Consider the following 13,813-nt stretch of genomic DNA (forward strand, 5'->3'; position numbering starts at 1 on the left):
GACGATTCATAAGAACCATTTTTACTCCTTTCTTGTACAATTTTTACCCACACATCAACCCCGCTTGTGACGTGCAAGCAAGTGGTTTTGATTGATTCAAGATAAACAGATTTGAAATGAGAGAATCCTACGTTATTCGGGCGTCTAATTCAATATGAACAGAGCTAGATTATCATTATAAATCAATATCTTGTATCGGTCATTTATAGATTTTATAAAATCGTCCGGCATTTCTCCGTGACTAGGTGACAATGGCAACTCCATAGCAAAGGGCGAAATAACTTTATCCTGAGTAGTAAATAAAATTATCAGTTCTGTTTTTTCAACTAATACACCAGAAGAACTGTGAAAAGAATCCGATAGTTTATATTTATTGGTGTAAACTCTGATGCGTATATCCATATTTTATCTCACAGCCAGAAAAAAAATCCCGTATCATATTTAACTGAAATGTATTCTCATACTTTTTTCTATTTTCAAAATTAAATAAAATGAACTCGGGAGTAGCGATACGTATTAGAGCTAACACTTCTGCCAAATCGAATCTCTCCGATAAAGTAATCGTCACACTATATGGTACGCTATCTTTTTTCATACATTCTATGTTACGCACCCACGTTTGTTTATATTTTTTACTGTCTAGATTTCTTATCTCTGAAATAACATCTGTGCCTATTTGTATCCCTAAAAAGAACGGATTACTCTTTAATAGCTTCAAATATGGTTGAATATAGATGTGCCCCCCTGTTGCAATCCGAAAATATTTTTTACAAATGAGACACATACAAGTATATTTATGAAGTAAATCATAATCGAGCTCAAAAGGCTCTCCACCAGAAAGAATAATAAAATCAGATTTTATGTCATTTATTGTATATAAAAATTCAGGCAACGCGTCATCTCTCACCATACATTCCATCGAATACGGACAATGATTGCAGCTCGCACTGCAATTTTCATTACAAATTACAATATTATCGCCCATGAAATTCCTTATTCAAGTTCATATAATCCAATACTAATTGTTTCATGAAAATATTTTGGTATAGACAAAGATCAGAAATTTTTTTAGCCACAAACGCTTTTATCATTGGTAAAGCTTCATCCTTTGATATAGACAGCAAATGAGAAATATAGTCTATCCGTTCTTCTAAATTGAGAGATAATCTTGGACTGGTGAAAAATGTTAAGATATCCAATTCCGGACTGGCTTCTTGACATAAATCCCAATCCACTACCATAAAAGAACTATCAGGAGTAACAATGATATTATCAGGATGTAAATCTCCATGTGATAAGATTATATTTTTGCTTAATCGATCTTGAAAGATCTTATTGATTTGATCAATAATCGCCTTTTGATGTAGCAAATCCATTTGACTCAATACAGTACCCCGGATAAACTCCCATTCGACTACTTCATCGCAAAGTGTTATCAAATTTGGTGCAGGATAGAGACTTTGTCGAAAAGAGCCATCCTTGATGTTTTCATTAATGCACGATGCTTCCGGATAAATTTGCCCATAGCAAAATTCTTGATGCTTGCGTTTCAAGAAATGTTGTTTTGACGATTGTGCATTTTCAGGCTGTAACCAAATGATTTCTTGTTTTCTGACAAAAATAATTAAAGCAGACACCCCAAAAATCACAGCCATAACCACTGCCAACCACAAATTAGCTTGCCAGAATGTTGAAAAAATATGACCGTATAAAAAACTGAATGCAAAGGATACAACAGCTGTAATAATGGCTGTAAATGATAAAACAGTCGCGATAGCTTTGGGATCAAGCAGTGAATTTATAAGAAGAGACGACAGATAAGATCGATAAGCAGATTTAAAAACACATAGCAGTAAAAATCCTAATATAAGAGCCGCAATGATTTGAAATGACATGAGAAAAAAAGCAATGGTTACCATACAACCAATCATTAAGACGGGAAAAATAGGATTTTGAAACTTTGAAAAATACTTCTGAAACAATATATTGGAACTTGCTGAAAAAAAATTCCCAATGATAAAAATAATCGAAACCAAAATAGCAGGTTGAAATGGCAAAAAATCAGAAAATGCGATAGAAACAGTTCGATTATTAACCAAAATAGCAAAAGCTGAAACTGCACTTAAAAAAATAAGAGTGAAGCGATAAGGATTTTTGACTTCTTTACGGCTGGCGCACATAACTGTGAAAATACTCGGATGAGCGTTGATATGAAAACTATCTAATCCCTTCGTCAGTTTTGAAAAGATAAAAATAGCAAAAATTAATGAAAGGACTTGAAAAATCACAGGCAATGCAGGATGCACATAATAAAGTATTCCTCCTAAAAAAATAAGTACCGTTGTCACACTATAGGTAACAGCAGCCACTTCGGACTTAACGGAAAACAGTGTGCGATGCTTTGGTACTACAGAAAAGAGTAAACTATCTTCCGCACCTGAGAAACAAGCGGCTGCTAATGTAATACACAACAAATAAGTGGCGTAAGCAAAATATGCATAATTCATAAAAAGAGCTAAAAAACCGCAAAGAAAGAAAAACAGCCCAGTATAAATAACGCGCTTACTTCCATAAACATCTGATAATAAACCCAAGGGGACTTCTAAGATCAAAGGAAGCAATAAAAAATAACTACCGATTAAAACAATATCCGCTTGCGACAAATGCAATTTTTCCGACAAAAAAAGTGGTAAAACAGCAACCACTAGAGCAGTAGACTTGCTAACACTATAAATCTTAAATTGCTTAACCTTATCCACAAAACACCTTCCCATGACATCCACTACATGCGCCAGATTCTTTCAAAGATTTTAAAACGCTTTGAGCAGACCAATCTATTGCCCCATAATTTTGTAGATTCCCAAAAGCTTCTGAATAAAAGCAATTTTTTAAATCTCCATTATAGTCCAATACCAAGGATGAAAATGGAAATAAACACATTAACGGCGACGAAACGTACGTAGAATTCTCGCCTAAGTAATAATTAATACAATTTACAAAATTTTGTGACGTCCATGAGATTTTCCTTTCTTGGAACTTTTTATCTATATAAATCTGGAGGGGGAATTCTTTCCTTGATAATTCATCTCTCAAATGAAAAAGTGAAGCGTTTGGCGGAAGAGTTTTGTTTCTTAAAGCCTTAGATCGATCCTTTGTATTATTTTTTCTAGAAAAACTAAATGACGACGTATCGAGCGGGCTGAATCCGATATAATCGACATCTTTGCTTATACAAAAATCGATAAAATTAATAATATTTTCTAGAATCTCTTTGGTAACTGTCGCTCTTATTCCTATACTTTGCAGAGGTTGAAGATTCTTAACTGTTTCAATGTTTTTCCACACGCGATCAAATTTATTCGCCCCCCGTATATCATAATATCCTTGGACACTAGTCGAATCCATAGAAATAACAATTTCTTTGAAGATCATCCGTTATCGGGTTATCAAGCGGGGGATATTCTCCCTGATTCTGTTTGGTGTTTAAATCACTATCCGAGGAGTGATCCAGAGGGAATGGTTTACGATCCGTGGAAGAATATTTGGGTTGATATTTATCTTCAATCAGGGACAGATGAAAATACGAAGTCTGCCTATGGTGTTCCGATTACAACCAATCGTAGCTATTCTGACCATCACGTGGATTTTTCGTCTGTTAATAAGAGATTTTTGACGAGTGATGAGTTCGCGTCTTGCATGTATGGAATCAATTCGGGAACCAGTATTATAGGCAATAAAGCGCCTTCTCCCAAAACGTCTGGAGGACACGTTGATACAGAAAATCGTCGTATGATTTCGTATATCGGTTGTGAGGATGGTTGCGGTTATGTGTGGCAATTTTTGTCTGGTTGTTATCCCGTGACGAAATGGCATACAGGGGAACAAGGAAGCAGTTTACGTGTAGACGTAAATGTTATGTTGGGAGGAGGCGATTGGTCCGGTGATGCTAGTAATGGTGAATTTGCGCGGAATTTTGCGCATTGATCACTCCGAACGCCTCTTAGATATGGCTAAGAAATTAGACATATCTGTAGGATTTTTATCTTCTGTCGAGATTGGCAAAAAATCTGTTCCTGTAGGACTGGAGGAAAAGATCATAGAGCTTTATGGTTTATCAAGAGAAGGCTTTACTCTTAAGAAAAGCAGCCTATGCTTGTCGCAAAACTTTTACAATCAAGACTTCTGATCCGTTGAGGCGTGAAGCTGTTGGTGAGTTTGTTAGAAATTTAGAGAATTTTTCACAACAAAACTTAGCAGAATTAAAAGACCTTCTTGAGAAAGTTTGCAAAAAAAGAGGCGTCCTATAGAGATAGGTTGAAAAATCCTATTCCCTCACTTTTATTTACGCGTCCCTCACTGTACAAAATATATGGAAAATCAATAAATTATTTTGGATAAAAAAGAGCATGGTGCCCCCAGAGAGACTCGAACTCCCGACCCCCTGATTACAAATCAGGTGCTCTACCAACTGAGCTATAAGGGCATAACCATGTAGGAGTTAGCACAAACTAACAAAAAGGAAAACAGAAAATTATTAAATTTTATGCATATTAAAAGAAAACTATATAAAAAATAACCAATTTATTTCCTTTTTTCCACTTTTTACAGCAAGGTTGGAACTATCCTTATATTGATATCTTATAGAATCTTTTATAAGAATGCACCGTTTTGCTATCGAATTACGAATCTGAAGACTTTGATTGATGAGCAAGGTAATTTTCTAGCCAGTGAATATTATAATTACCATCAGCAACATCTTGATTATTAATAAGATCGCGAAAAAGAGGCAGTGTAGTTTTTATCCCATCGACGACAAATTCATCTAAAGCACGCCGTAAACGCATCATACATTCTAAACGGGTACGTCCATGAACAATCAGCTTTCCAATCATGCTATCATAGTAAGGAGGAATACGGTAACCTGAATAAGCGCCTGAATCAACACGAATCCCTAAACCTCCAGGTGTATGAAAATGTGTAATGGTTCCAGGTGATGGCGTAAAGTTAATAGGATCTTCTGCATTAATACGGCATTCAATGGCATGACCAGAAAAACAGACTTCATCTTGTGTTACTGAAAGCTTACAGCCTGATGCAATATGGATTTGTTCGTGGACTAAATCTATACCTGTAATTGCTTCAGTTACAGGATGCTCGACTTGTAAACGTGTATTCATTTCAATAAAATAAAATTCGCCATTTTCATAAAGAAATTCAATAGTACCAGCTCCACGATATCCAAGTTGGGCACAGGCATTTGCAACAATACTTCCAATTTTTTTCCGTTCAGTTTCATTAAGTGCAGGTGATGTAGCTTCTTCCCATACTTTTTGATGCCGTCGTTGAAGTGAACAATCGCGTTCTCCTAAATGAATAGCATTTCCCGCACCATCACCTATGACTTGAATTTCAATATGACGGGGTTTTTCTAAATATTTTTCTATGTAAACAGCGTCATCACCAAAAGCAGCTTTCGCTTCTGAACGCGTTGTTTTGAGAGCTATAGAAAATTCTTGTTCAGAATGAACGACTTTCATACCACGTCCACCACCACCTGCAGAAGCTTTTATAATAACGGGATAACCAATTTCACGAGCAGTGCGTAAAGCATCTGATTCTTCAGTGACTGCTCCATCTGAACCGGGAACTACAGGAATACCAAGTTTTTTGGCGGTTTTCTTTGCTTCGATTTTATCGCCCATGATTCGGATGTGAGTAGCTGTTGGACCGATGAATGTAATATCATGGGCTTCTAGAACATCTGCAAATTTTGCATTTTCAGAAAGAAAGCCATAACCTGGATGAACAGCATCCGCTCCTGTAATTTCACAAGCAGCAATAATTTGCTGAATACTCAAATAAGAATCACGAGCGGGAGGAGGGCCAATACAAACACTTTCGTCAGCAAGACGAACATGCATTGCATCTGCATCAGCGGTAGAGTGAACAGCCACGGTTTTTATGCCAAGTTCTTTACATGCACGTAAAACGCGAAGAGCAATTTCTCCTCGATTAGCAATGAGGATTTTTCGAATCATGGTTGCCCCTCGCTTTATTCAACAATAATAAGTGGTTCACCAAATTCAACAGGTTGACCATCTTTGACAAGAACAGTGGTTACCGTACCTGAGCGCGGTGATGAAATTTGATTCATTGTTTTCATGGCTTCAATAATAAGTAATGTCTCCCCTTCAGAAACATTTTGCCCTACTTCTACAAAAGGTTGCGCGCCTGGTGAAGGTGCAAGATAAGCTGTTCCAACCATTGGAGAGGTTATTGTGTTTTTTGATCTATCTTCTTGGATAGATTGTATAGGAGATTCAGCTGTTGGAACTGGAGAAGATGTTACAGAAAAAGTAGGAGTAGAAACAGGAGCATAGATTGCTTGCTCAGAAGAAGTTAAGGTATTTTGGCGTGAGACACAAATACGAAGCTCCCCTTGTTCAACTTCAATGTTCGTTAAATTTGTATCATTCAAAATTTCAGCAAGATCACGAATAATTTTCGTATCAATTGCGTTTTTTGCCGAATCCATTTTTTTTGTTGCCATTTTATTTCTAACTCCTTGATCAATGAAGATCGTCATTATCTCATTTTATGACCGAATATCTCTAGATTAGGGATGACATCTTTTGAGGCTTTAAAGATTTTTATTTCCTTTAAATCATTATACTTTGCAATTTAAAACTTGTATCTGCTTTACGCAAAATTGCACTTATAAGCCTGTTATCAAAAAAGAGAAAGCATAAAATTACCTCATTTACAGTATTCTTCCTAAAACGGATCAGGTATTCACTGTGTATTATCTATCGCTTGTTTTAGAATATCCTGTTTGGCAGCGCCGATGAATATTTTATCACCAATGATGTAAGAAGGTGTTCCCGTAATATGAAGTGCAGAGGCAATTTGAATGTTTTCTTTAAAAGCGTTTTGCAGAGTGGGATCTTGTATTGCATTATGTAGTTTTTTTTCATCTGCTCCTAATGAAACAGCTACTTTAATAGCTTTAGCTTCATTTGCACGACCCTGATACATTAAAAGCGTTTTGTGAAACTGAGGATATTTCTCTGGAAATTGTTTTCGAAATGCGTAGGCAACAGTATGGGCTGCCATAGAATCAGAGCTTAAAATTGGTAAGTCCTTGATAATAACCTTTAAATCTGGATATTCTTTTATCAAGTCTTCTATATTTGAATAGGAAATTTTACAATATCCACAGTTGTAATCAAAAAAATTGACAAGCACTCTTTTACCATTTGGGTTTCCCAAAACAGCGTCATGAGGAGAATGAAAAATCTCTTTTTCTAATGAATGAATGACTGAAGTTTGTTTTTGGTTTTCGTATTCATTCTGTTTTTCCAGCTTATCTTGAAGAATAAGCTGCATTTCAATCATAATTTCTGGATGAGTAAGAAGATACTCTCTGACGATTTGTTGAATATGATGAGAATCAGTATGTGGTATCATTTTTTCTTTAAGCTTAGATAAAAAGCTAGAATCTTCTAAAAGTTGTGATTTAAGCTTTTCTAAGCTTAAATCATTTGCTGTTTTTGAGCGTGACGTTGCGTTTGATAAAGAAGGTAAAAAGATTAAAATACTCGACATAACTATGACTAAAATTTTTGAAAGAAGTGTTATTTTCGAGTTTTGAGAGTGATAATTCATTTGGATACCTTCACATTTTCTAGGGTGTCATTGAGTGAACTATATGAAAAGTGCTATCTATGTGCAATGAAGCATTTAGTTATAGTGTATCTTTAAGAATGAGAAAAAACATCAATTTTTCTCTAAAAAGATTTCATATGATGAACCTTGGCTTGGCAAGGATTATGTTTTGTAAAAGATAAAAAAATTCTCTTTAATTTGTCAAATGTTGTTTTGATGTATAAGGATATCAAAAGCTTTTTGTGCGTGTTTATTTTAAGAAAAAGTACGTTGATAATACAATGAAGAACACTTGTATTATTTTTTCCTGTTGCTTTATTGAATACTGAGAAACAAAATTAAATAATGAAAAGTGAAATTATGAAAACTACAACACATTATGAGCTGTTTATCATTGGAGGAGGGATAAACGGCTGTGGATTGGCAAGAGATGCAGCAGGACGCGGATTTAAAGTGGGATTGGCTGAAATGAACGATCTTGCATCTGGGACCTCAAGTGCGTCAACAAAGCTTATTCATGGTGGGCTTCGTTATCTTGAACACTATGAGTTCAAACTTGTTCGTGAAGCATTGAAAGAACGCGAGATCATTTTACGTATGGCTCCACATATTGTGCGTCCTTTGCGTTTTCTCCTTCCTTATCATAAAGAATTGCGCCCTGCTTGGATGTTGCGTTTTGGACTTTTTATTTATGATTATTTAGGGAATTGGAATCAGAAATTGTGGCGCAGTAAAACGATTAATTTTTCACAAAAATTTTGCTCTACACTGAAGAAAGAATATCAGAGAGGTTTTGAATATTCTGATGCAAGAGTAGATGATGCGCGTTTAGTTATTGGCAATGCTCGTGATGCAGAAAAGTGGGGAGCTGATATAAAAGTACGAACAGAAGTTCTCTCTTTAAAAAAAGAAGACAATAAATGGCATATATTTCTTCAAGACAAGTTAAGTAGCAAAGAATATAGTGTCACAGCTTCTTATATCGCGAATATGACAGGACCTTGGATTGATCATGTTTTGGCAAGCATATTAGATTGTAAAGAACATCCACCAGTACGGCTTGTTAGAGGTTCTCATATTTTGGTTCCCAAGCTTTATACTCATGATCGTGCTTATATTTTTCAAAATGGTGATGGGCGTATTATATTTGCTATTCCGTATCAAGAAGAGTTTACCTTACTTGGAACAACAGATTGTAATTATCAAGGAGATCCGGCTGACGTTCATATTACTGATACAGAAATTGATTATATTTGTGCAGCAGCCAGTGAATATTTCATACAACCAGTGTTGCCTGAAACGATTGTCTGGTCTTACTCTGGAGTTCGTCCACTCTATGATGATGGAGCTTCAAAAGCACAAAAAATTACGCGCGATTATGTTTTAAAAGAAATGGGAACAGGAACGACACCAAAGATACTTAATCTTTATGGTGGAAAGATTACAACTTATCGTAAGTTGGCTGAAGATGCGATGAAATTTGTTGAAAAAGAGCTTGGTAAAAAGGGAGCATCATGGACGGCTAAGGCAGTACTTCCAGGGGGTGATTTTCCCTATAACAAATTAGATACAATCGAAAATAGGATTGCTCTTTTAATGCCAGATTTAGATGCTTTTACACATCGCAGGCTTGCACGCTCCTACGGTACGGAAGCATTGGTGATCTTTGCACATGGTAAGGCAAATAAAGGAAAAAATTTTGGACATGGGCTTTATGAAGTAGAAGTAAAATGGTTGATGGAAAAAGAATGGGCTAAAGTATGTGAAGATGTGTTATGGCGTCGTTCAAAACTGGGGCTCCTATTTAATGAACAAGAGGTTGATACTCTTTCTTCCTATATGCAAAGCCAACAAGAGATTGAACAACGTTTATGATCATTTCATTTTACAAATTGTATCTGCAATATTGTAAAATATTTTCCTTCGAGAGATACTGATATTAGTTATAGATATTAAAAAGGCAATGGTTGTCTATACCCTGATTTTAGTTTTTTTTTGAAAGAATCACAAAATGGCAAAATTAGATAGAATATTTAAGATGAAATTTGTCTATCTTATAAAGTGAAATCTAAGAATATCACCAAAAAGAACTCATTGATAAAAAATAATTTATAATTAGATTCGTGTGAAATAAGGTTTTTTTCTTCTTTAGGAGAAGATAAAGCTACTTTCTGTATCGTTTATTTGCACAATGAGTTAAAAAAATCTAAAGAAAATTAAATCGATCATGAAAAATTGTATAATGTGTTAGTTTAGCATTTATTATCTTAAACGCTGTACTAAATCATGTAAGGGGAGAGGCTTGAAGAGCGTAAGAAGAACTTATAAATGAGATTTTTATATTATAGTAAAAATCTTCTTTTTTCATGTTTATATACCTGAACACTAATCTATGAGAAATGCGATATTGTGTTTTGGCATGATTGATTGTAGTAAACCTTGATATCAATTGGAAATAATGAGCTGTTATTATACTCATGATAGTATAAGAGAATAAAATTTTCCGTAAACTAAAAGTAAGTATTTTTTTATGTATAAAGAGAGAGCTATAGGGACATGAGAGTAATACCCTCATGATATTTTACAACCTTCCATCGCCTATAAAATTTGCAGTAGCACCAATGTTGGACTGGACAGACCGACATTGCAGGTTTTTTTATCGTCTTTTAACGAAAAAAGCTCTCCTTTATACGGAAATGATGGTAGCAGATGCTGTCATTCATGGTGTTCGTGAACAATTGTTGGCTTTTAGCGACAAAGAACGTCCAGTTGCATTACAATTAGGGGGGGCAGATCCGAAAAAGTTAGCAGAAGCTGCACGAATTGCTGAGGATTTTGGCTACAACGAAATAAATCTCAATGTTGGTTGCCCATCAAATCGTGTTCAAGCAGGGGTCTTTGGAGCTTGTTTGATGCTACATCCAGACATTGTGGCAAATGCAGTAGAAGCAATGAAACGAGAGGTTACTATACCTGTAACTGTCAAATGTCGGATTGGAGTGGACGAACAAGATGAAGAGTTAGCGTTAGATCTTTTGGCTAATCAGGTTTGGAATGCTGGATGTGATGCGCTCTGGATACATGCACGCAAGGCATGGCTACAAGGATTGAGTCCGAAAGAAAATCGCAATATTCCGCCCCTTAATTATGAAAGGGTTTACAAATTAAAAGGTCAATATCCTCATAAATTCATTGGGATAAATGGTGGAATTAAATCGATTGATGAGATCAAAGAACACTTAACTTTCTGTGATGCTGTCATGGTTGGTCGCCAAGTTTATCATGATCCAACTTTGTTAAAACATATTGATTTTGAACTCTATGGTGAGTCGCAGAATAGTCTAAGTGAGAGTGATCTTATTGAGGTTATGTGTGATTATGCGGCTCGACATATTGCATCGGGGGGACGGCTTTCTCATGTGACGCGTCACATGATTGGTTTATTTCATGGGCGGGGTGGTGCACGTCGATGGCGGCAAATACTATCAAATGATGCGACAAAACCAAACGCAGATATATGTACTTTAAAAGAAGCTTTTTATGCTCTCATTTAATAACAGTCAGACAATTAACATATATTAAAGTTGAGATCCTTTGCGTTTTGATTTCTTTGCGATAATTTTGATCCCTTCAATTTTATAAGTTTTTGAAAGTTTATAACTTTTATTATGAATAAGAATGTTAGAATTTATATATTAAACGGCATGCTGATTATGCCTATTAAATAAAAAATAGCTTAAGGGTATCACTGTAAAGTAGTCATAAGATATTAATAACATTTTGAATCTTGCACGTTTGTTATTGGGGTAGAAAATAGAATGTAGAAATTATTGCTTTCATAGTATTTAACATTTTTAAAGCACTGTTAAAAAAACAATAAATTATTCATATCCTGTATATATGACGTGATTTTCATAAACATTGTAGATTTTAAAAGGTATCCTTATGATCGCTAGTCCATTTGATGATTTTCGTGCTTTGCTTACAAATTTACCTGTTGCTGATGAGTTTTCTATAATTTTGGCAAAAAAATGGCAAAAAAACTTAACAAAAGAGCAAGGAACATTGGGAAAACTAGGAGATATTGCTGTTTGGTATGCGGGGTGGAGGGGTACAGAAAAACCTATCGTAACGCGACCTTTGGTTGCTATTTTTTCTGGAAACCATGGTATTGTAGAGGAGAATATTACACCATTTCCACAATCTATGACACAAAAAATGGTAGAAAATTTTGCCTCTGGTGGAGCTGCTATCAATCAAATTTGTATTGCTTATGATCTTGGATTAAAAATTTTTGATTTAGCATTGGAATATCCAACAATGAATATTACGAAGGATGCCGCAATGGATGAGCGGAGTGCGGCTGCTACAATGGCATTTGGAATGGAATCCATTGCGGGTGGGACAGATCTTTTATGTATTGGAGAAATGGGAATTGGAAACACAACAATAGCTTCAGCTTTATGCTTAGCATTGTTTGGAGGGGAAGTGGAAGAATGGACAGGAAATGGTATGGAATCAGAAGGTGATTTTTATCAGCGTAAAATTGCAGCGGTTAAGACAGCCATTTCTTTGCATAAGGATTATTTTAATGATCCTTTTGAGATAATGCGTCGCTTAGGAGGACGTGAGATTGCTGCTATGGTTGGTGCTATTTTAGCAGCAAGAATAGAAAAAATACCCGTTATTTTAGATGGTTTTGTGGCAACAGCAGCAGCAGCGGTTCTTTATAAAATGCATCCAAAAGCTCTTGATCATACCCTTGTTGGACATGTTTCTTCTGAGACAGCTCATCGTAAACTTTTAAAAAAAATTGGCAAAGAACCACTTCTAGATTTGGGGATGCGTCTTGGTGAAGGGACAGGAGCAGCTATAGCAGCTGGTATTGTCAAAGCTGCTGTTTTAACACATGCACAAATGGTGGTTTTTTAACAAGAAAGTTTGAATGCCTAAAAGATCATAAGACGGATATAAAAAATCTTAAGAGCTTTGTTCATGCGTCTTGTCGTGTAATTTAATATAATTAAGTGGAAGTTCTGTTGTATATTTAATCTGTTCCATTGCGAAAGAAGAAGAGACATCACGGATGTCAATTTTAGAAATTAATTTTTTATAAAAAAGATCATAAGCTTCAATGTTGGGCACAACAACACGCAATAAATAGTCAATATCTCCACTCATTCGATAAAATTCAATGACTTCACGGAATTCTTGCACAATTTTTGAAAAACGCTTAAACCATTCATGACTATGTGTATTTGTGCGAATAGACACAAAAACAGTGACGTGTGCGTTTACTTTTTCTGGAGAAAGAACAGCAACACGACGTTGAATGACGCCATCTTCTTCAAGTTTTTGAATTCTACGCCAGCAAGGAGTGGTAGAAAGCCCCACTTTTTTAGCAATATCAGCAACAGAAAGTGTCGCATTTTCTTGCAAAAGATGTAAAATTTTTCGGTCAAGACGATCCATATTTTTTCTCAATATTTTAATTTATAAAAATTTACGCACTAAACGACGCAGATATACAATAAGCTCATCGTTAAACCATGGTTTTTTCTGTAACCAAGAAGTATTTCGCCATGACGGATGAGGCAAAGGCATAACATTATAGCCTCGAGGTTGAGGAATGGAAAGAATATTTCTCCAATCACCAACAGTTGCAGAAACGGTTTTATGTTTTAATTCTGTAATGTGCCACTTTTGCGCATAACTGCCAATAGCAAGAACAAGCTTTATTTGAGGCATTGCCTGAAATATCTTTTCATGCCATATTTCTCGACATTCCCGTCTTGGTGGTAAATCAGCTTTATTTTTGTCATAACCTGGAAAACAAAATCCCATAGGAACAATAGCAAAAAGAGATTTATTATAAAATTCTTCTTTCGTGACACCCAGCCAATTACGCAATTTTTCACCAGAGCGATCATTAAAAGGGATAGAAGTTTCATGGACACGCAACCCTGGTGCTTGGCCTGCAATTGCAATCGAAGCAGTATCGGATAAATAAACGACAGGGTTTGGTTCATGAGGAAGAGGAGGAAAATAATGGGGTTGTTGGACGCAAACACGACAGGAATAGATCTCTTTTTCAAGTTTGATAATTTGGCTACATTGTTTCATTAGTAAATAAAATTAAAAAATATTT

12 protein-coding genes, 1 tRNA gene and 1 pseudogene are annotated in these 13,813 nt (G+C 35.5%); 5 read left to right on the forward strand and 9 right to left on the reverse strand.

Annotated features, from left to right (window positions below):
• Positions 1-370: 370 nt before the first annotated feature.
• From ACFINZ_RS04535 to ACFINZ_RS04545, 3 genes are read right to left on the reverse strand one after another with little or no spacing between them, the layout of a single operon-like run.
• On the reverse strand, positions 371-985 hold the full coding sequence (locus ACFINZ_RS04535) for a hypothetical protein (RefSeq protein ID WP_375697055.1): 615 nt from the start codon (positions 983-985) through the stop codon (positions 371-373).
• Entirely contained in the window at positions 975-2,759 is a 1,785-nt protein-coding gene (locus ACFINZ_RS04540) for an MFS transporter (RefSeq protein WP_375701187.1), read from the reverse strand. Before ACFINZ_RS04540 ends, ACFINZ_RS04535 begins: the two co-directional genes overlap by 11 nt.
• Positions 2,752-3,405: a hypothetical protein gene (locus ACFINZ_RS04545; RefSeq protein ID WP_375701188.1), complete on the reverse strand. Its 654-nt coding sequence runs from the start codon at positions 3,403-3,405 to the stop codon at positions 2,752-2,754. Before ACFINZ_RS04545 ends, ACFINZ_RS04540 begins: the two co-directional genes overlap by 8 nt.
• Between ACFINZ_RS04545 and ACFINZ_RS04550 the strand changes: the two genes are divergently transcribed.
• Together ACFINZ_RS04550 and ACFINZ_RS04555 are read left to right on the forward strand one after the other, a co-directional pair.
• Entirely contained in the window at positions 3,385-3,984 is a 600-nt protein-coding gene (locus ACFINZ_RS04550) for a hypothetical protein (RefSeq protein ID WP_375634349.1), read from the forward strand. The genes ACFINZ_RS04545 and ACFINZ_RS04550 overlap by 21 nt on opposite strands.
• A pseudogene (locus tag ACFINZ_RS04555) lies at positions 3,944-4,307 on the forward strand (XRE family transcriptional regulator). Before ACFINZ_RS04550 ends, ACFINZ_RS04555 begins: the two are co-directional and overlap by 41 nt.
• Before the next feature lie 100 nt (positions 4,308-4,407).
• Here ACFINZ_RS04555 and ACFINZ_RS04560 read toward each other — a convergent pair.
• The 4 genes from ACFINZ_RS04560 to ACFINZ_RS04575 all read right to left on the reverse strand — a co-directional run bounded on the left by ACFINZ_RS04560 (position 4,408) and on the right by ACFINZ_RS04575 (position 7,665).
• Positions 4,408-4,483 (reverse strand) — tRNA-Thr (locus tag ACFINZ_RS04560).
• 196 nt (positions 4,484-4,679) lie between these two features.
• Positions 4,680-6,038, reverse strand: coding sequence for an acetyl-CoA carboxylase biotin carboxylase subunit (gene accC, locus ACFINZ_RS04565; protein ID WP_375606916.1), 1,359 nt, complete (start codon positions 6,036-6,038; stop codon positions 4,680-4,682).
• Positions 6,039-6,052: 14 nt separating this feature from the next.
• On the reverse strand, positions 6,053-6,550 hold the full coding sequence (gene accB / locus ACFINZ_RS04570; RefSeq protein ID WP_375634155.1) for an acetyl-CoA carboxylase biotin carboxyl carrier protein: 498 nt from the start codon (positions 6,548-6,550) through the stop codon (positions 6,053-6,055).
• A 242-nt stretch (positions 6,551-6,792) separates the two neighbouring features.
• A complete protein-coding gene (locus ACFINZ_RS04575) occupies positions 6,793-7,665 on the reverse strand; it encodes a DsbA family protein (RefSeq protein WP_375634153.1) in 873 nt (290 codons plus the stop codon).
• A gap of 345 nt (positions 7,666-8,010) precedes the next feature.
• Here ACFINZ_RS04575 and glpD point away from each other — a divergent pair, with 345 nt between their 5' ends.
• From glpD to cobT, 3 genes are all read left to right on the forward strand, one after another.
• A complete protein-coding gene (gene glpD / locus ACFINZ_RS04580; RefSeq protein ID WP_375634151.1) occupies positions 8,011-9,540 on the forward strand; it encodes a glycerol-3-phosphate dehydrogenase in 1,530 nt (509 codons plus the stop codon).
• 698 nt (positions 9,541-10,238) lie between these two features.
• Complete coding sequence (gene dusA, locus ACFINZ_RS04585) at positions 10,239-11,219, forward strand: tRNA dihydrouridine(20/20a) synthase DusA (protein WP_375634149.1); 981 nt, start codon at positions 10,239-10,241, stop codon at positions 11,217-11,219.
• A 391-nt stretch (positions 11,220-11,610) separates the two neighbouring features.
• Positions 11,611-12,597, forward strand: coding sequence for a nicotinate-nucleotide--dimethylbenzimidazole phosphoribosyltransferase (cobT, locus tag ACFINZ_RS04590; protein ID WP_375634147.1), 987 nt, complete (start codon positions 11,611-11,613; stop codon positions 12,595-12,597).
• A 48-nt stretch (positions 12,598-12,645) separates the two neighbouring features.
• On the opposite strand, the gene ACFINZ_RS04595 is transcribed toward cobT, so the two are convergent.
• Together ACFINZ_RS04595 and ACFINZ_RS04600 are read right to left on the reverse strand one after the other, a co-directional pair.
• Complete coding sequence (locus ACFINZ_RS04595; protein WP_375608344.1) at positions 12,646-13,137, reverse strand: Lrp/AsnC family transcriptional regulator; 492 nt, start codon at positions 13,135-13,137, stop codon at positions 12,646-12,648.
• Positions 13,138-13,158: 21 nt separating this feature from the next.
• Positions 13,159-13,788 (reverse strand): uracil-DNA glycosylase family protein, encoded by a 630-nt coding sequence (locus ACFINZ_RS04600; protein WP_375701189.1) that lies wholly within the window; start codon positions 13,786-13,788, stop codon positions 13,159-13,161.
• Positions 13,789-13,813: the final 25 nt, after the last annotated feature.

The organism is Bartonella sp. AA81SXKL (assembly GCF_042196945.1).
In the GTDB taxonomy this organism is placed as follows: domain Bacteria; phylum Pseudomonadota; class Alphaproteobacteria; order Rhizobiales; family Rhizobiaceae; genus Bartonella.

Excerpts from the sequence above, each read along its gene's own strand:
- accB (WP_375634155.1), bottom strand. The coding sequence starts at position 6,550 with ATGGCAACAAAAAAAATGGATTCGGCAAAAAACGCAATTGATACGAAA.
- glpD (WP_375634151.1), top strand. The coding sequence starts at position 8,011 with ATGAAAAGTGAAATTATGAAAACTACAACACATTATGAGCTGTTTATC.
- accC (WP_375606916.1), bottom strand. The coding sequence starts at position 6,038 with ATGATTCGAAAAATCCTCATTGCTAATCGAGGAGAAATTGCTCTTCGC.
- ACFINZ_RS04595 (WP_375608344.1), bottom strand. The coding sequence starts at position 13,137 with ATGGATCGTCTTGACCGAAAAATTTTACATCTTTTGCAAGAAAATGCG.
- dusA (WP_375634149.1), top strand. The coding sequence starts at position 10,239 with ATGATATTTTACAACCTTCCATCGCCTATAAAATTTGCAGTAGCACCA.
- ACFINZ_RS04575 (WP_375634153.1), bottom strand. The coding sequence starts at position 7,665 with ATGAATTATCACTCTCAAAACTCGAAAATAACACTTCTTTCAAAAATT.
- cobT (WP_375634147.1), top strand. The coding sequence starts at position 11,611 with ATGATCGCTAGTCCATTTGATGATTTTCGTGCTTTGCTTACAAATTTA.
- ACFINZ_RS04545 (WP_375701188.1), bottom strand. The coding sequence starts at position 3,405 with ATGGATTCGACTAGTGTCCAAGGATATTATGATATACGGGGGGCGAAT.
- ACFINZ_RS04600 (WP_375701189.1), bottom strand. The coding sequence starts at position 13,788 with ATGAAACAATGTAGCCAAATTATCAAACTTGAAAAAGAGATCTATTCC.
- ACFINZ_RS04535 (WP_375697055.1), bottom strand. The coding sequence starts at position 985 with ATGGGCGATAATATTGTAATTTGTAATGAAAATTGCAGTGCGAGCTGC.